The sequence below is a fragment of the Actinomadura sp. WMMA1423 genome, assembly GCF_006547145.1.
GTDB lineage: Bacteria > Actinomycetota > Actinomycetes > Streptosporangiales > Streptosporangiaceae > Spirillospora.
The window spans coordinates 3,669,345-3,686,381 of sequence record NZ_CP041244.1 but is presented as its reverse complement, the minus strand read 5'-3'; the positions used below and the strand labels follow the sequence as shown (position 1 = coordinate 3,686,381).

The window sequence follows — 17,037 nt, the reverse complement described above, 5'->3', positions numbered from 1 at the left end:
CGCGCCTCGGGCCCCTCCGATGCCGTCACGCTGCCGATGAGAGCACCCGCACCGGCCGCAGCGCAAGCTCAGCGGCCGCCCGCCGGCCGGGCCCTTCTCACGCGCCGGGGAGGTCGCCCGGGCCGAACACCTGCTGGATGACGCCCTCGCCGTCGGCGACGATCGCCCAGAACCGCTTGGACAGCTCGATCGCCTCCTCGCGGCTGCCCGTCTCGATGAGCGCGAACCCGACGACCGCCTCCTTCGCCTCGGCGAACGGCCCGTCGAGGACGGTGACCTTGCCGCCGGACGACTTGATGCGGGTGCCGCCGGGCTCCAGCCCGCCCGTCGCGAGCAGCACCCCGGCCCGGGACATCTCCTCGATGAACCTGCCCATCTCCATCTGCATCTTCTCGTCCGGCGGCGTGCCGGTCGCGGAGCCGTCGTCCGTCGTCATCATCAGGAACCGCATCGTCGTCTCCTCTGCTCACCGGCCGGTCCCTCCCGGCCTGTCACGAACGCGTCGAAGAAGGTGTGACCGGATCGACAACCCGGCCCAGAATCTTTGGGATTTTTTCTTGCCCCGTATCGTGCCAGGTCGGCGCGCTTCTAACCGGGATGCACTCCTACATTCGCCGAGATGTCCATCAAGTAGGACATTCCGGACCGGTGGGCAAGTGAGTCCCCAACGAGTAACTTCATCCGGTGGAAAGCTTCTTGCGCGTCGAGGAGGACGTCCCATGGGAGTCGCCCAGGACCACCGGGCGTCCGGCCCGACCGTGCTGCGGATGGTGGTCGGCGCGCAGCTGCGCCGCTACCGGGAGGCCGCCGGCATCTCCACCGAGGCCGCCGGGTACGAGATCCGCGGCTCGCACTCCAAGATCAGCCGGATGGAGCTCGGCCGCGTCGGCTTCAAGGAGCGCGACGTCGCCGACCTGCTGACCCTGTACGGCGTGACCGACCCGTCGCTGCGCGAGCCGCTGCTGGAGCTGGCGGAGCACGCCGGCGCGCCGGGCTGGTGGCAGCCGTTCGGCGACGTGGTCCCGTCCTGGTTCGAGCCCTACCTGGGGCTGGAGCAGGGCGCCGTGCTCCTGCGCGTGTACGAGGTCCAGGACGTCCCGGAGCTGCTGCAGACCGGCGACTACGCCCGCGCCGTCATCGCGGCGCGCCACCCGGAGGCGGGGCGGGAGGAGATCGAGCGGCGGGCCGAGCTGCGGATGCTCCGCCGCCGCGTGTTCGAGCGCCCGGACCCGCTGCGGCTGTGGGCGGTGCTCGACGAGGCGGTGCTGTGCCGGACGGTCGGCGGCCCCGCCGTGCTGCGCGGCCAGCTGCGGCACCTGATCGAGATGGCGGACCTGCCGAACGTCACGGTGCAGGTCATCCCGTTCAGTTCGGGCGGGCACGCGGCCGAGGGCGGCCCGATGACGCTGCTGCGGTTCGCCGAGCCCGAACTGCCGGACGTGGTCTACCTGGAGCACCTCACCAGCGCCCTCTACCCTGACCGGCCCTCCGACATCGCCCGGTACCGCGACGCCCTGAACCGCCTGAGCGTCCAGGCCGAGCCTCCGGAGAGCACTCGCGCGATACTCCAGGCCGCCTTGGCCCGGCTCGGCTAGACCGGCCGCGCCGGGCCCCACGGCGACCGGCCCCCGGCTACTGCGCGGTGGGGACGTAGGTGGCGACGATGACGCCGGTCTTGAAGACCTTGGTGTCGGCCAGTTCGAACGTCGCCGAGAAGTCGTGGACGTTGAGCAGCCCCTCGGCGGCGCCGGGTCCGACGAGCACCGGGTGGATCCACAGGCGCAGCTCGTCCAGCAGGCCGTTCTCGACGAGCGTCCGCGAGACCGGGCCGAAGCCGTACTGCAGGATGTCCTGGCCGTCCTGCTCCTTCAGCTTGGTGATCTCCGAGACGGCCGCCGCCCGGGGGATCGCCGTCGTGTCGCCCCAGCCCGGCTTTCGCAGGGAGTCCGACACCACGTAGTGGGGCAGGTTGTTCATCCGGACTCCGAAGTCGCCGGTGGCCTCCTCCATGGCCGGCCACGCCTGCGAGAAGCCGTCGAACGTCCTGCGGCCCATGAGCAGGGCGCCGCAGGAGAACAGCAGGTCCCTGGCGTAGGCGGCGGCCTCGTCCTGGAAGTAGGCCGAGGTCCAGTCCTGCGGGTTCTCGATGACTCCGTCGAGCGACACGTAGGTCGAGCTGATGATCTTGCGCATGGTCTCCTCCGTCGGTCCGATCGTTCGCCTTCCGGCGCGGTGGGACCACGATGCGGGAGACCGTTTACCGGATCCTTACGCCGCCTTTCCGGTGGCCTTCCGGACGCGTCCGGGCAGGGCGGAGAGCTCCGGGTGTCATCCGGTCAGGAATTCACATTAGGGTCAGAAGATGCGTTTCGGGGTGCTCGGTCCGCTCGCGGTCTGGACCGACGACGGCGGGCTCGTCCCCGTGCCGGGGCTGAAGGTGCGGGCGCTGCTGGCGGACCTGCTCGTGCACGAGGGCCGTCCGGTCCCGGCCGACCGGCTGATCGACGACCTGTGGGGCGAGGCGCCGCCCGGGAACCCGATGGGCGCGCTGTCGGCGAAGGTGTCGCAGCTGCGCCGCATTCTGGAGGACGCCGAGCCCGGCGCGCGGGCGCTGGTGGAGTCGCGTCCGGCGGGGTACCTGCTGGGCGCCGCCGGCGAGCGGGTCGACGCCCGGTCCTTCCGGGCGCTGGTCGAGCGGGCGCGCGGGGCGGGGGAGCCGAAGGAGAAGGCGGCGCTGCTGGCCGAGGCGCTGGGCCTGTGGCGCGGGCCCGCGCTCGCCGACTTCCGGGACGAGGAGTTCGCCCGGGCGGCGGTGGCCGGGCTGGAGGAGGTGCGCCTGACCGCGCTGGAGGAGCAGGCCGAGGTGCGGCTGGTCCTCGGGGAGCACGGGGCGCTGGCGGGCGAGCTCGGCGGCGCCGTCGAGGAGCATCCGCTGCGCGAGCGCCTCAGGGCCGCGCACATGCGGGCGCTCTACCGGGCCGGCCGGCAGAACGAGGCGCTGGAGAGCTACGAGCGCTACCGGGTCCTGCTCTCCGAGGAGCTGGGCCTCGACCCCGGCTCCGAGCTGGCCGGCCTCCAGCGCGCGATCCTGCGGCAGGACCCCGGCCTCGGCGCGCCCGCCGCCCCGCCGGCGCCCGGCCCGCGGTCGAACCTGCCGGTCCCGCCGACCGAGCTGATCGGGCGGGACGGCGCGGTCCGGGAGATCCGGGCGAGGATCGGCACCGACCGGCTGGTCACGCTGACCGGCCCGGGCGGGGTGGGCAAGACGCGCCTGGCGATCGAGACGGCGGCCGGGCTCGCCGACGCCTTCGGCGACGGCGTGTGGATGGCGGAGCTCGCGGGGCTGGAGCGCTCGACCGTGCCCGACCTCGCGGAGGTCGTGACGGCGATCCTCGACATCCGCGACGCCCCGGGCGCGCCGGCCGCCGCGCTCGACCGGCTGGCCGCGGCGCTCGGCGCCCGCCGGCTGCTGCTCGTCCTCGACAACTGCGAGCACGTGGTCGAGCAGGCCGCCGAGCTCGCGGACCGGCTGCTGCGCCGGGTGCCCGGGGTGCGGGTGCTGGCGACGAGCCGCGAGCCGCTCGGCCTGCCCGGCGAGGTCGTGTGGGCCGTCCCGCCGCTGGAGGTCCCCGGCCGCGGCGACGACCCGGCCGCCGCGAGCGCGGTCCGGCTGTTCGCGGCGCGGGCCGAGGCGGCCTCGCGGGCCTTCCGGCTGGACGCGGAAACGGCCGGGCGGGTCGGGGAGCTGTGCCGCAGGCTGGACGGCATCCCGCTCGCCCTCGAACTGGCCGCGACCAGGGTGCGGACGCTCGGGGTCGAGGGCCTCGTGGAACGGATCGACGACCGGTTCCGGCTGCTGTCGTCGGGCCACCGCGGCGCCCCGGCGCGGCAGCGCACGCTCACCGCCGTGATCGACTGGAGCTGGGACCTGCTGACCGGGCCCGAGCGGGCCGTGCTGCGCCGGCTGTCGGTGCACGCCGACGGCTGCACCGCCGGCTCGGCCGAGGCGGTGTGCGCGGGCGGGGACGTCCCGGACGCGGAGGTCCTCGACCTCCTGGTCCGACTGGTCGACCGCTCGCTGGTCGTGATGACCGAGCGTCCGGGCGAGGGCCCCCGGTACCGGCTGCTGGAGTCCGTCGCCGCGTACGCGGCCGAGCGGCTGGAGGAGTCGGGGGAGACGCGGCGCGCCCGGGCCGCCCACAGCCGCCACTACCTCGCCGTGGCCGTGCACGCCGCGGCCCGCCTCACCGGGCCCGAGCAGGCGTCCTGGCTGGCGGTCCTCGACACCGAGTCGGCGAACCTGCGCGCCGCGCTGGAGGCGGCGGAGACGGCCGATGAGGCGCTGCGCCTGGTCAACGCGCTCGCCTGGTACTGGTTCCTGCGCGGCCGGCTGACCGAGGCGCTGCGTTCGCTGGAGGCGGCCCTGGAGCGGGACGGCGGCTCGCCCGCCGTCCGGGCCCGGGCGCTGGCGTGGCGGGCGGGGATGGGCGTGCTCAAGGGCGTCCCCGGCGACTGGAAGGCCCGCCGCGACGAGGCCCTCGCCCTCGTGGACGCCACGGACGACGACCGCCTGAAGGCGTGGGCGCGCTGGTTCCTGACGTTCGCATGGGCCGAACTGGACGACACCGGCGCGGGCGCCGCGATGCTGGAGGAGGCGCTGGCGGGGTTCCGCGCGACCGGCGACCGGTGGGGCGAGGCGGCGGCCCTGGTCCAGCGGGCCATGCACGATCACGCCCGCGGCGACCCCGCCGCGCTGGAACGCGACGCCGAACGGGCCGCCGTGCTGTTCGGCGAGGTCGGGGACCGCTGGGGGCGCCTCCAGGCGATGCTGTGGCTCGCCAGCGTGGCGGAGCTGACCGGCGACTACGACCGGGCCGAGCGGCTCCAGCACGACGGGCAGCGGATGGCCGAGGAACTGCGGATGTGGCCGGACGTCGCCGTGCGCATGGCGTGGCGCGGCTGGATCGCCTACCTGCGCCGCGACCACGCGTCCGCGCGGCGGCTGTTCGGGCGGGCGCACCGGGTCGCCGTGGAGCAGGGGTTCACGACCGCGGTCACGTTCGCCGACATCGGCCTCGGGCTGGCGGCGCAGCGCGAGGGGCGCCTGGACGACGCCGAGGACAGGTTGCGGCGCCTGCTGGCGGGGGCCCGGCCGGAGGAGTTCCCACCGCTGTACCTGACGCTGGTCCAGACGGGCCTCGGGCGCGTCGCGGAGGCGCGCGGCGACGCGGTGTCCGCCGTGCGGTACCAGCGGGACGCGCTGGCCGTCGCGATCAGGCTCGCGGCGCCGCGCGACGTGGCCGGCTCCCTGGAGGGCCTCGCCGGAGCGCTGGCCCTCGCCGGCCGGCATCGGGACGCCGCGCTGGCGCTCGGAAGGGCGGCCGCCGTCCGGGAGGAGGCCGGCCTCCCGCCCGGCCCCGTCGAGCAGGACGACATCGACCGGGCCGCCGCGCGGATCGGGGACGCGGCCGGACCGGACGCCCTCGCCGCCGGCGCGGCTCTCGACCCCCTGGAGATCATGCGCCGCGCGGAGGCCGTCCCGCCCGAGGGCGCCTCCGTATGGGCGGACCGGTAGAGCCCTGGCGGGCCGGTGGGCACGGACCGGCCGGCGGGCGCGGACGGTCCGGTGGGCCGAGCGGCGGTGCCTCCGGGGAAAGGAGGAGGCAGGGGCCGTACGCGCCCTATTGCAAGAGGGTTGCGAAAGGTCGCGGAATCATCACGGCCCCTTGTGGCTCCCCTCACACTGATTGATCATGACCGCCGTGGGACGACGGGGGCTGGTGCTCAGCAGGATCATCGGCGACAGGACGCTGGTACTGGCCGCCTGCGCGACCGCGCTGTTCGCCACGACCGTCCTCGCGGGCCTGGTCGGGTACACCGGATCGGTGACCCGGGAGGGACTGCGCCGCACCCTGGCGGGCGCGACGTTCGAGACCGTGGGCACGGCGCTCGGCGCGCGGGTCCCGGCGAACGGCCTCCCCAAGGTGCAGGGCCAGGTCGACCGGGCGCTCAAGCAGATCTACCGGGACGTCCCCCTGTCGGTCTCGATGAGCGTCCGCAGCGACTCCTACACGGTTCCGGGCCAGGAGAGGAGCGGCCACCCGGACCTCACGGCCTTCGCGACCTACACGGGCATCGAGAGGCACGCGCGGCTCGCCGCGGGCCGCTGGCCCGGCGGCTCCGGGTCCGGTTCCGGCGAGGTCGAGGCGGCCCTGCCGGGCGCCGCCGCCCGCGCCATGCACGCCGACGTGGGCGACGTCCTCACCCTGCACGGGCGCATCGACAAGAAGTCGGTCGTGAAGGTGCGCGTCGTCGGACTGTTCGAGGTCCGCGACCCGCAGGACTACTTCTGGCAGGACGACAAGCTCGTCACGACCGGCGTCGAACGCCTCGACTACACGAGCTACGGGCCGTTCGTGGTGCCGCCCCAGGTGTTCGCCGCCCGCTTCACCGGCACCGGTTCCGAGGCCCGCTTCACCGTCATGCCCGACCTGCGCGGGGTCGAGCCCGGCGAACTCGGCCCCCTCGGCGACCGGGCGGCCGCCGGCGGCGAGACCTTCAAGGAGGTCGGCGAGGGGACGGAGTTCAGCGTCGCCACCGACCTGCCCGCCCTGACCGCGCAGCTGCGCACCGCGCTCCAGGTGGCGCGGTCCACGATGCTCATCCCGGTGATCCAGCTCGTCCTGCTGGCGGGCTGCGCGTGGCTGCTGGTGGCGAGGCTCCTCGCCGACCACCGGCGCGGCGAGGTCGCGCTGCTGCGCACCCGCGGCCTCGGCATGCGCCAGCTCGCCGGGCTCGGCCTCCTCGAGGGACTGCTGGTCGTGCTGCCCGCGGCGCTGCTCGGCCCGCTGCTCGCCAGGCCCCTGCTGCGCCTCGCCGGGCACGCGCCCGCGGTGCGGGACTCGGGGCTGCGCCTGGACGCCGGACCGCTCCTGCCGATGTGGACTGTCTCGGTGCTGGCGGCGCTGGCCTGCGCGGTCGTCCTGACCGTTCCGACGCTGCGGGGCGCGAACCGGACGTTCGTGGAGGCCCAGGCCGGCATCGGGCGGCAGGGCCGCGGCGGGCTGCGCGGCTCGGGCACCGACCTCGCCCTGCTGCTCGTCGCCGGGCTCGCCATCTGGCAGCTCACCCGGTACGGGGCGGACGGCGCGGGCGGCACGGGCGGGACGGGGGGAATCGACCCGTTCATCGTCTCCAGCCCGGCCCTGGCCCTGCTCGCCGGCGGGGTGCTGCTGCTGCGCCTCGTGCCCGCGGTCTCTCGCGTGGCCGAGCGGGGAGCGACCCGCAGCCGCGGGCTCGTGGCCGTCCTCGGCACCCGGCAGGTCGGGCGGCGCCAGCTCCGCTACACCGGCCCCGTCCTGCTCCTGGTGATGGCGATGGCCGTCGGGGTGCTGTCGGTCACGACGATGGCGACCTGGCGGCGCTCGCAGACCGACCAGGCGGACTTCCAGAGCGGCGCCGACCTGCGGCTGGCCGCCTCGACCCGGGAGGGGGGCCCGGAACCGCTCGGGCAGGCCGGACGGTTCGCCGCGCTGCCGGGCGTCTCGGCCGTGACCGGAGTCCTGCGCATGGACGCCGAACTCGGCACCGAACCCGCGACGCTGCTCGGGCTGGACGCGCGGACGGCCGGCCCGCTGCTCCGCGTCGGCCCGGACCTGCGACGCGACCTGCGGCTGGACGAACTCGCGCGGGCGCGTCCGGCCGCCCCGGCGCTGACCGTTCCCGGCAGGCCGAAGCGGCTGCTGTTCGACCTGCGGCTCACCCGCTCCGGCCCGGACACCGAGGCGCCAAGCGGGGGCTACCGGTTCATGGTGAGCGTCGTGGACGCGCAAGGACTCTCCCGGGAGGTGCCCCTGCCGGGACTGGAGGCGGACGGTGACGCGCACACCCTCGCCCTGGACACCGCGCGGCTCGCCGGACCGGACGGGGCGCCGTCCTTCCCGCTGTCCGTCCGCGGCCTCCACTTCGGCGACGACACCGGGCAGTTCGCGGGGAGGCTCGAACTGGAACTGCGCGGTCTCGCCGGAGAGGGCACCGGCCGGGCCGTGCGGCCCGCCGGATCCCGCTGGGACGCGTTCGCCGGGCCGCAGGACCTGGAGCACCCGATCGACTCGGGCGCCGCAGACTCCGGCGACGCGCTGGTCACCCTCACGATCTCCTCCAAGCCGCCGCCCCCCGACGAGCCGGGTTTCATCAGCTCCGAGCCCGGCAGGGCCGTCCACGCGATGCTCGGCACGTCCAAGCCGCCCTCGCACGACGGGCGCAACACCGACCTGCTGCCCCTCGTGCCGGGTGTGATCACCGAGGAGATGGCGGGCCGCGCCAAGGTCGGCGTCGGCGGCACCGTCACCGTGAGCACCCTCGACGGCGACCAGCCCGTCAGGGTCACGGGCATCGCCCCCGCGCTGCCGAGCGTGCCGCCCGGCAGGCCGGGCGTCCTGGTCGACCTGCCGACGCTCACCCGGTCCCGGCTCGCCGCGGACGGCTCCGCGGGCGACACCGTCGCGCCGAGGGAGTGGTGGGCGGCGGCGAAGGGCGGCCGCACCGGCCCGGCCGCCCGCGAACTCGCCGAGCACCCCGCCTGGGGGGAGGTCGCGGCCGACCGCGTCGAGACGCGCGCCAGGCTCCGCGACGCCCCGCTGGGCGCGGCCCTCCAGGGCGCGCTCGTCATCGGCTTCGCCGCGGCGCTGGCGTTCGCCGTCATCGCGTTCGTGGTGAACGCGGCGGTCACCGCCGGCGAGCGGTACCGCGAGTTCGCGGTGCTGCGGGCGCTCGGCGTCCCGCCCCGCCAGGTCGCCGGGATGCTCGCGATCGAGCAGGCCTACCTCGTCGGGCTCGGCCTGCTCGGCGGGACGGTCCTCGGCCTGGTCGTGGCGCGGCTCGTCGTCCCGCACATCGTGCTCGGCGTGCAGGCCGCCGAGCCCTACCCGCCCGCCGAGCCGGTCGTCCAATGGCCCGTCGTGCTGGCCGTGCTCGGCGGGGTGGCGGTGGTGCTCGGGCTCGTGCTCGCGCCGGTCGTCCGGATGCTGCGGCGCCGCGACCTCGGCGCCGGCCTGCGCGTGGGGGAGGACCGATGAGAAGTGCCGGGACGCGGCTCGCCCGCGCGCAGTGGGCGCCGCTCACCGCCCTGGCCGTGCTGATGCTGGTGTCGGCGCTGCTCGCCGTCGTCTTCCCGTCCAGGACCACCGCCGGGTACGACCGCGCCGCGGCCGCGGCCGCCGGGCCCGGATCCGCCATCACCGTGAAGGGCACCGCGGGCGGCCCCTCCGCCTTCGCCGCGGTTCCCGGCGAGGCGGCCCTGAACGGCAACGCGTTCACGTGGCGGGAGATGATGCCCCGGTCCCTGAGGGAGGTCACCGCCGAGCCCGAGGCGTCGGTCACCTCGCCCGCCGCCGCCGTCGAGGGCGAGTTCAGCCGTCCGAGGGTCCTGTACCTCGGCTGGGACCCGGGCGCGGAGCAGCGCGTCCGCCCCGTCTCCGGTGACTTCCCCTACAACAAGGCGGGCGAGACGACCGGCGACTTGAAGGTGATGGTCGCCAAGGCGTACGCCGACCAGCTCGGCTACAAGACCGGCGACCGGATCGAGCTCGGCGGGAGGACCGTACGCCTCACCGGCCTCTACCAGCCGGTGAACGCGGCCGACCCGTTCTGGGGGACGCGCGCCCGGATGCTGCGTCCGACCCTGGAGTACGTCCCCGTTCCCCCCATGGGGACCCTGGAGGTCGACGCGGGCACGGCGCTGATCGATCCCTCCGGGTACGCGCGCCTCACGCGCGACCCCGGCCTGAAGCTGAACTACGACTGGCGCTTCCCGGTGCGCGACGGCGCGGTCGGCGCCGCTCAGGGCCGCGCCATGGCCCACGACCTCGACGCCTTCCGCGCCGCCGTCAAGGGGCGCGCCGACATCTTCCCCTGCGAGGTCTCCACGCCCCTCGACATCCAGCTGAAGGAGTTCGAACGACGGCTCCACGCCGCCCAGTCCGTCGTCGGCCTGGCCTTCGGCGGCCTCGTCGCCGTCGCGGCGGGGCTGCTGCTGCTCGCCGCCGGGCTGCTCGGCGAGCGGCTCAGGCCGGTCCTCGGCGTGATGCGGGCCCGCGGCGCTTCGCTGCGCCAGCTCGCCGTGCCCGCCTGCGGGCTGACCGCGCTCGCCGCCGTTCCCTCCGCCCTGCTCGGCTACGGGGCGGGACGGCTTCTGGACGCCGGGCCGCCGCAGACCGCCTCGCTCTACGCGATCGGGCTGCTGGTCGCGGCCGTGCTCGGCGTCTCCGCGGCCATGGTCCTGCGGGAGCGCGGCGGCGGGCTCGGCTCGGTCACCGACCGGCGCGACGACCTCGTCGCGGTGCGCCCGTCCCGGCGGCGGCTCGTCCTGGACGGCCTGCTGGTGGCGCTCGCCGTCATCGGCGTCGTGCTGCTGCGCGAGCGCGGCACCTCCGCCGGGACCGATCCGCTGGTCGCCGCGGTCCCCGCCCTGCTCGGCGCGGCGCTCGGCGTGCTCGTCCTGCGCGCCTACCCGTACCTGCTGCGCGCCGCCGGGCCGCTGCTGCGGCGGCGGACCGGGGCCGTCGCGTTCATCGGCCTCGCCCGCGCGTCCCGGCAGAACCTCGTCGGGGCGCTGCCGCTGGCCGTCCTCCTGCTGGCCGCGACCATCGCCGGGTTCACCTCCACCGTGGACACCGGGCTGCGGGCCGGGCAGGAGCGCGCCTCCTGGGCCGAGACCGGCGGCGAGGCGCGCGTCGAGTCGGGGGCGCTGGACGAGGCGGGGCTCCGCCGCGTCCGCGCCGTGCGCGGTGTCACCGGCGCCGTCCGCGTCCGGGTCATCACCCGCGTCTCGTCCGCCACCGACCCCGCGCCGGTGACCGTCGTCGGCGTCGACCTCGACGCCTACCGGAGGCTCGCCCCCGACGTGCCCGGCATCCCCGAGACGCGGACCGGCGTGCTGGTGTCCCCGCTCGCCGCCCGGACCCTCGGCTCCGGCACCGTCACGCTCGGCCGCGCGGGCATGGACCCGGTGACCATCAAGCCGTCGGTCCAGATCGCGCGCTTCCCCGGGCAGGAGAAGAACAGCGCCTTCGTGATCGTCCCCTACCGGGCGGTCGCCGCCTCGACGGGCTTCCCGTCCCACGTCTTCGTCGCCGGCGACGGCATCGACGCCAGGGCGCTGCGCGCCGCGGCCCCGGGGAGCAGGGTCGTGCTGCGGCGGCAGGTGCTGCACGACCTGACGGGACAGCCCCTGGTGCCGGTCGTCCACGAGACCTTCCGCGACAGCGCCCTCGCCGGCGGCGTGCTCGGGCTGCTCGCGGTCCTGCTCATGCTCGTCGTGGGGGCCCGCGCCCGCGGCCGGACGATCGCCCACCTGCGCGCCCTCGGGCTGAGCCGCCGGCAGAGCCGCGGCCTCGCCCTCGTGGAACTCGCGCCCGTCCTGCTGTGCGCGGTCGGCGCCGGATGGGTGCTCGGCCTCCTCCTCCCCGAGATCACCGGGCCGGTCGTGGACCTGCGGCCCTACACCGGCGGCTTCGCCGTCACCGCGCACGGCCCGGGGGCCGCGGCGCTGCTCGGACTGCTCGCCGCCCTCCTGCTGGCCGCGGCCGCCGCCATCGCCGTCGACCGCGCATTCGACTCGGGCCCCGGCAACGCCCTGAGAACGGGGGAGTGATGACCGAAACGACCGATCTCGCCGAACTGGAGCGCAGGGCCGCCGAGCGCGGCCCCGTCTACGGCGAGGGCGCCCACATCGTCTGCGACAACCTGGTGCGCATCTACAAGACCGACGGCGTCGAGGTCGTCGCCCTCCAGGGGCTCGACCTGCTCGTCGACCCCGGCGAGCTCGTCGCCATCGTGGGCGCGTCCGGGTCGGGGAAGTCGACGCTGCTGAACATCCTGTCCGGCCTGGACGTGCCGACAGCCGGCGTCGCCCGCGTGGCGGGCTCGGACCTGCTCACCATGGCGTCCAAGGAGCGGCTGGAGTTCCGGCGCGAGAAGGTCGGGTTCATCTGGCAGCAGACGACCCGCAACCTCCTGCCGTACCTGACCGCCGCGCAGAACGTCGAGCTGCCCATGAGGTTCGCCGGGCGGTCGCGCCGCGAGCGCGCCACCCGCGCCGCCGAGCTGCTCGGCATGCTGGACGTCGGCGACTGCGCCGACCGCCGCCCGGCGGAGCTGTCCGGCGGCCAGCAGCAGCGCATCGCGATCGCCGTGGCCGTCGCCAACCGGCCCCAGGTCGTGCTGGCCGACGAGCCGACCGGCGAGCTCGACACCGCCACCGCCGCCATGGTGTTCGCGGCCCTGCGCCGCGTCAACGAGGAGCTCGGCACCACCACCGTGGTCGTCACCCACGACACGCAGGTGTCCGAGCGCGTCGACCGGACCGTCGGCATCCGCGACGGCCGCACCAGCGTCGAGGTCCGCCGCCGCTCCGGGGACGACGGGACCCGCGTCGTCGAGGAGCACGCCCTCCTCGACCGCGCCGGCCGCGTCCAGCTCCCGAAGGGCTTCACCGAGGCCCTGGACATGCGCGACCGCGTCCGTCTCGCCCTGGAAAGCGACCACGTCGGCGTCTGGCCCGACCGGGAGGAGTCCGAATGACCGCGCCGATGGTGGAGGTGGAGGGGCTGGTCCGGACCTACCGGACGGGCAGGATCGAGGTCCCGGCCCTGCGCGGGGCGTCCTTCTCGGTCGCGCCCGGCGAGCTCGTGGCCGTCCAGGGCCGCTCGGGCTCCGGCAAGACGACCCTCCTCAACCTGATCGGCGGCCTGGACAGCCCGGACGGCGGCACCGTCCGCGTCGACGGCCGCGACGTCGGCGCCCTTCGCGAGGACGAGCTCCTCGCCCTGCGCCGCGACGACATCGGCTACGTCTTCCAGTCGCACGGCCTCATCCCCGTCCTCTCGGCCGCCGAGAACGTCGAGGTCCCGCTGCGGCTCGTCCGCACGCCGCCCGCCGAGAGGGACGAGCGGGTCCGCGTCCTGCTGGGCCTCGTCGGCCTGGCCGACCACGCGCTGCAGCGCCCCAACGAGCTCTCCGGCGGCCAGCGCCAGCGCGTGGCCATCGCCCGCGCCCTCGCCAACCGCCCCCGCCTCCTCCTCGCCGACGAGCCCACGGGCCAGCTCGACTCCGAGACCGCCGCCGCCATCATGCCGCTGCTCCGCGCGGTCGTCTCCAGCGAGGGCGTCACCGTCCTGGTGGCGACCCATGACAAGCCCCTCCTTTCCGAGGCCGACCGCGTCCTGACCCTGGAGGACGGCGCCATCACCGAGACACCCGTCCCCGCCTGACCGCCCTTCCGCTTCCTCGGGGGCGCGGTCGTGGTTCCGCCGCGCCGTCGCGGGCCGCCTGCGAAGACAGGCTTGCCATGTGATCGGCGTGGGAATCGGTATCGGGGATGGGAGGCTCGATGGCGACCGTTGTGCTGGTGGGGACGCTCGATACCAAGGGTGCGGAGTACGCGTGGCTTCGCGAGCGGGTGCGGGAACTGGGCTGCGACACCGTCCTGGTGGACGTGGGGATCGGGCCGTCCGATGTGGAGGCCGACGTCTCCAACGAGGACGTCGCGCAGGCCGGGGGCACGCCGCTCCAGACCCTGCGGGACGCGGGGGACCGGGGCGCCGCCGTCACGGCGATGGGCGAGGGCGCGGCCGTCGTGCTCGCGGCCCTGGGCCAGGTGGACGCCGTGCTCGCGGTCGGCGGCAGCGGCGGATCGTCGATCGCGGCGCGCGCCGTCCGGGACCTGCCCATCGGGCTGCCCAAGCTGATCGTCTCGACGATGGCGTCCGGGGACGTCTCGCCCTACGTGGGCGCCAAGGACGTCACGATCACCTACAGCGTCGTCGACATCGCGGGCGTGAACCGGGTGTCGCGGCTGATCCTCGGGAACGCCGCCGCGGCGGCGGCCGGGATGGCGAAGGCGCACGCGGCCCCGGAACCCGCCCCGGAGGAGCGGCCCCTCGTCGCGGCGTCCATGTTCGGGGTGACGACCCCGGCGGTGGACGCCGCGCGGGAGCGGCTCGACGAGCTCGGCTACGAGGTGCTCGTCTTCCACGCGACGGGCGCCGGAGGGCGGGCGCTGGAGGGGCTCGTGGAGAGCGGGCTGCTGGCCGGGGTGCTCGACCTCACCACCACCGAGCTGGCGGACGACTTGGTGGGCGGCGTCCTGTCGGCCGGGCCCGAGCGGCTCACGGCGGCGGGACGGCACGGGGTGCCGCAGGTCGTGGCGCCCGGAGCGCTGGACATGGTCAACTTCGGGCCGCGCGAGACCGTCCCCGAGCGGTTCGCGGGTCGCGACCTGTACGTCCACAACCCGACCGTGACGCTCATGCGGACGACGCGGGAGGAGATGGAGGAGCTGGGACGGCGGGTGGCGGCCAAGCTCGCGGCCGCGACGGGGCCGACCGTCCTGTTCATCCCGCTCGGGGGAGTCTCCGCGCTGGACGCGCCGGACATGCCCTTCCACGACCCGGAGGCCGACGAGGCGTGCTTCGCGGCCATGGAGGGGGCCGCGGAGACGGAGAGGCTCGACATGAACATCAACGACCCGGGGTTCGGCCGCGCGATGGCCGACCGGCTGCACCGGCTGATCTCGGAGGGCGCGCAGTGAACCGCGAGACCGTCCTGTTCCGGCTGCGGAGCACCGTCGAGGAGGGCAGGCCCGTCATCGGCGCGGGGGCGGGCACCGGCCTGTCCGCCAAGTGCGCCGAGGCGGGCGGAGTCGACCTGATCATCATCTACAACTCGGGCCGCTACCGGATGGCCGGACGCGGGTCGCTCGCCGGGCTGCTGCCCTACGGGGACGCCAACCAGATCGTGGTGGAGATGGCGTCGGAGGTCCTGCCCGTCGTCCGGGACACGCCCGTGCTGGCCGGGGTGTGCGGCACCGACCCGTTCCGGGTGATGCCGGTCTTCCTCGACCGGCTCAAGGCCATGGGCTTCGCGGGGGTGCAGAACTTCCCGACGGTAGGGCTCTACGACGGCGTCTTCCGGCAGAACCTCGAAGAGACCGGCATGGGCTACGGCCTGGAGGTCGAGATGGTGCGGCTCGCCCACGAACGCGGACTGGTCACCGCCCCCTACGTGTTCGACGAGGACCAGGCGCGGGCGATGGCCGAGGCCGGCGCCGACGTGCTCGTCCCGCACATGGGCCTCACCACGAAGGGCAGCATCGGCGCCGGGACGGCCCTGACGCTGGACGAGGCGGTCGACCGCGTGCAGGCCATGCGGGACGCGGCGGCCGCCGTCCGCCCCGACGTCCTCGTGCTGTGCCACGGCGGCCCCATCGCCGAGCCGGACGACGCGGCCCACGTCCTGTCCCGCACGGAGGGCGTCGTCGGCTTCTTCGGGGCCTCCTCCGTCGAGCGGCTGCCCACCGAGAAGGCGATCACCGAGCAGGTCGCGGCCTTCAAGAACCTGGAGATCTGATGCTGAGGAACCCCGGTGACGTGGCGACCATGACCTTCGACTGGGGGTCGATCAAGTGGTTCGTCACCCCGTCCGCCGTGCCCGGAGCGGGCAGCACCCTGGGCGAGGTGATCGTCAACCCCGGCAAGGGCCACGCGCGCCACCACCACCGCAGCGCCGAGGAGGTCATCTACGTGATCTCCGGCGAGGCCGCGCAGATGGTGGACGACGGCGAGCCGTTCGTGATCCGCGAGGGCGACGCCGTCCACATCCCCAAGGGCGTCTGGCACTCCACCTACAACATGACGTGGCGCCCGCTGCGCCTGATCGTCACCTACACGCCGGGCGGCGAGGAGAAGGCCCTCGAAGCCGCCCCCGACTTCTGCCTCCACGAACCAGGCGCCATCCCGGAGTGGCGTCAGGCCTAGGCGCGGGACCAGGCGTCGAGGCCGGTTTCAGTGAGGAGGGTGTCGAAGGCGGCGTCGGCGGCTCCGGTGAGGGGGCCCTCCCGGCCGAGCGTCGAGGGCAGAACGGGCGGCGGCGCCGAACGGCGGTAGCGCATCAGGGCGGAGGTGTAACCGGTCTCCAGGGCCGTGGGCGCCATCGCGACCAGGTCCGTGGCCAGCCCGGAGAGCGTGACGACGCCGGGGTCCAGCGCGTTGGCGAGGGCGCCGATGCCTCGGCCCAGCGCGTGCGCGGCGGCCGCGACGGCCGTCCGGGCAGCGGGGTCGGACTCGGCGGCGGCGATCACATGCCCGGCCGCCGTGCGCGGGTCGCGCGGCGGGCGGCGGCCGAGCGCGCGGGCCATGGCGCGGCCGTCGACCTCCAGGTCCCAGCAGCCGCGGGCGCCGCACGGGCACTGGAGCGACGGGTCGCCGAACGGCATGTGGCCGAACTCGCCGCCCGCGCCCGTGGCGCCGTCCACGGGCCGCCCGTCCACGACGAGGATGCCGCCGACACCGACCTCGACCGTCAGGTGCAGGACGACCCGCGTCCCCGCGCCCGCGCCGCGCCTCGCCTCGGCCAGCCCCGCGAGGGAGGCGTCGTTGCCGACGAGCAGGGGTGTGCCGGGCGGCCGGAGCGGGTCGAGGTCCACGTCCTGCCAGCCCATCCCTGAGGCCTGGACGACCGTCGTCCCGCTGACGGTGCCCGCTACGCAGGCGGAGACCGCGCGGAGCCGGCGGCCGTAGCGGGCGTGGAGGGTCGCCACGTGGTCGCCGAGCGTCCCGAGAATGTCCGGCGTGCCGGAGTGGGCGCCGGCCTCCTGCGTGACGACGCGTCCGCCCAACTCAACGCAGGCGACCCGCCAGCGCTCGTGGCTGATGTCGACCACGCTCACCAGCGGGCCGTCCCGGTGCGCGACGAGCGCCGGTGAAGGCCGGCCGCGCCCGCCGGTGGGGGCGGCGGCCTCGTCGAGCAGGCGGGACGCCTTCAACCGGCCGGTGATCTCGGTCGCGGACCCGCTGCTCAGCCCCAGCGCACGTGCCGCGTCCGCGCGCTTCGCGGACGGGTGCGCGTGGACGTACCGGAGCACGGCCAGCGCCCCCTGGCTGCGCAGGGCGCGTGCGGAGTGCGCGGTCATCTGCTCCATGGGTGACATCCTGGCTCGCCGGGATTATCCTCGCCTTACGAGTTTAATAGGGAGGCGTG

12 protein-coding genes are annotated in these 17,037 nt (G+C 75.3%); 9 read left to right on the top strand and 3 right to left on the bottom strand.

The annotated features are described in order from the left end of the window. Nucleotides 1-97: 97 nt before the first annotated feature. Nucleotides 98-451, bottom strand: coding sequence for a YciI family protein (locus FKD65_RS17055; protein ID WP_141578431.1), 354 nt, complete (start codon nucleotides 449-451; stop codon nucleotides 98-100). A 268-nt stretch (nucleotides 452-719) separates the two neighbouring features. On the opposite strand from FKD65_RS17055, the gene FKD65_RS17050 reads away from it, so the two are divergent. Continuing rightward, nucleotides 720-1,595 (top strand): helix-turn-helix transcriptional regulator, encoded by an 876-nt coding sequence (locus FKD65_RS17050; RefSeq protein ID WP_141578430.1) that lies wholly within the window; start codon nucleotides 720-722, stop codon nucleotides 1,593-1,595. A 37-nt stretch (nucleotides 1,596-1,632) separates the two neighbouring features. Here the strand turns inward: FKD65_RS17050 and FKD65_RS17045 are convergent, their stop codons facing one another. Then, nucleotides 1,633-2,193, bottom strand: a complete 561-nt coding sequence (locus FKD65_RS17045; RefSeq protein ID WP_141578429.1) for a dihydrofolate reductase family protein — start codon at nucleotides 2,191-2,193, stop codon at nucleotides 1,633-1,635. A gap of 169 nt (nucleotides 2,194-2,362) precedes the next feature. Between FKD65_RS17045 and FKD65_RS17040 the strand changes: the two genes are divergently transcribed. The 8 genes from FKD65_RS17040 to FKD65_RS17000 all read left to right on the top strand — a co-directional run bounded on the left by FKD65_RS17040 (nucleotide 2,363) and on the right by FKD65_RS17000 (nucleotide 15,815). After that, a complete protein-coding gene (locus FKD65_RS17040; RefSeq protein ID WP_141578428.1) occupies nucleotides 2,363-5,575 on the top strand; it encodes a BTAD domain-containing putative transcriptional regulator in 3,213 nt (1,070 codons plus the stop codon). Nucleotides 5,576-5,753: 178 nt separating this feature from the next. Beyond that, a complete protein-coding gene (locus FKD65_RS17035; protein WP_141578427.1) occupies nucleotides 5,754-9,077 on the top strand; it encodes an ABC transporter permease in 3,324 nt (1,107 codons plus the stop codon). Continuing rightward, nucleotides 9,074-11,653: an FtsX-like permease family protein gene (locus FKD65_RS44285; protein WP_168221078.1), complete on the top strand. Its 2,580-nt coding sequence runs from the start codon at nucleotides 9,074-9,076 to the stop codon at nucleotides 11,651-11,653. The genes FKD65_RS17035 and FKD65_RS44285 overlap by 4 nt, the downstream gene beginning before the upstream one ends. Next, nucleotides 11,653-12,582 (top strand): ABC transporter ATP-binding protein, encoded by a 930-nt coding sequence (locus FKD65_RS17020; RefSeq protein WP_141578426.1) that lies wholly within the window; start codon nucleotides 11,653-11,655, stop codon nucleotides 12,580-12,582. Before FKD65_RS44285 ends, FKD65_RS17020 begins: the two co-directional genes overlap by 1 nt. Then, nucleotides 12,579-13,271 (top strand): ABC transporter ATP-binding protein, encoded by a 693-nt coding sequence (locus tag FKD65_RS17015; protein WP_141578425.1) that lies wholly within the window; start codon nucleotides 12,579-12,581, stop codon nucleotides 13,269-13,271. Before FKD65_RS17020 ends, FKD65_RS17015 begins: the two co-directional genes overlap by 4 nt. Nucleotides 13,272-13,390: 119 nt before the next feature. Then, entirely contained in the window at nucleotides 13,391-14,590 is a 1,200-nt protein-coding gene (locus tag FKD65_RS17010) for a Tm-1-like ATP-binding domain-containing protein (RefSeq protein WP_141578424.1), read from the top strand. After that, nucleotides 14,587-15,408, top strand: a complete 822-nt coding sequence (locus FKD65_RS17005; RefSeq protein WP_141578423.1) for a phosphoenolpyruvate hydrolase family protein — start codon at nucleotides 14,587-14,589, stop codon at nucleotides 15,406-15,408. The genes FKD65_RS17010 and FKD65_RS17005 overlap by 4 nt, the downstream gene beginning before the upstream one ends. After that, nucleotides 15,408-15,815 carry a cupin domain-containing protein gene (locus FKD65_RS17000; protein WP_141578422.1) on the top strand — a complete coding sequence of 136 codons (408 nt, stop codon included), beginning with the start codon at nucleotides 15,408-15,410 and terminating at the stop codon, nucleotides 15,813-15,815. Before FKD65_RS17005 ends, FKD65_RS17000 begins: the two co-directional genes overlap by 1 nt. Here FKD65_RS17000 and FKD65_RS16995 read toward each other — a convergent pair. Then, nucleotides 15,812-16,978: an ROK family transcriptional regulator gene (locus FKD65_RS16995; RefSeq protein WP_205718689.1), complete on the bottom strand. Its 1,167-nt coding sequence runs from the start codon at nucleotides 16,976-16,978 to the stop codon at nucleotides 15,812-15,814. The two genes, FKD65_RS17000 and FKD65_RS16995, sit on opposite strands and share 4 nt — an antisense overlap. Nucleotides 16,979-17,037 lie beyond the last annotated feature (59 nt).

Bases quoted from the DNA above. Each gene is read 5' to 3' on its own strand.
- FKD65_RS17035 (WP_141578427.1), top strand. From the start codon at position 5,754: ATGACCGCCGTGGGACGACGGGGGCTGGTGCTCAGCAGGATCATCGGC.
- FKD65_RS17050 (WP_141578430.1), top strand. From the start codon at position 720: ATGGGAGTCGCCCAGGACCACCGGGCGTCCGGCCCGACCGTGCTGCGG.
- FKD65_RS44285 (WP_168221078.1), top strand. From the start codon at position 9,074: ATGAGAAGTGCCGGGACGCGGCTCGCCCGCGCGCAGTGGGCGCCGCTC.
- FKD65_RS17010 (WP_141578424.1), top strand. From the start codon at position 13,391: ATGGCGACCGTTGTGCTGGTGGGGACGCTCGATACCAAGGGTGCGGAG.
- FKD65_RS17020 (WP_141578426.1), top strand. From the start codon at position 11,653: ATGACCGAAACGACCGATCTCGCCGAACTGGAGCGCAGGGCCGCCGAG.
- FKD65_RS17015 (WP_141578425.1), top strand. From the start codon at position 12,579: ATGACCGCGCCGATGGTGGAGGTGGAGGGGCTGGTCCGGACCTACCGG.
- FKD65_RS17040 (WP_141578428.1), top strand. From the start codon at position 2,363: ATGCGTTTCGGGGTGCTCGGTCCGCTCGCGGTCTGGACCGACGACGGC.
- FKD65_RS17045 (WP_141578429.1), bottom strand. From the start codon at position 2,193: ATGCGCAAGATCATCAGCTCGACCTACGTGTCGCTCGACGGAGTCATC.
- FKD65_RS16995 (WP_205718689.1), bottom strand. From the start codon at position 16,978: ATGGAGCAGATGACCGCGCACTCCGCACGCGCCCTGCGCAGCCAGGGG.
- FKD65_RS17055 (WP_141578431.1), bottom strand. From the start codon at position 451: ATGCGGTTCCTGATGATGACGACGGACGACGGCTCCGCGACCGGCACG.
- FKD65_RS17000 (WP_141578422.1), top strand. From the start codon at position 15,408: ATGCTGAGGAACCCCGGTGACGTGGCGACCATGACCTTCGACTGGGGG.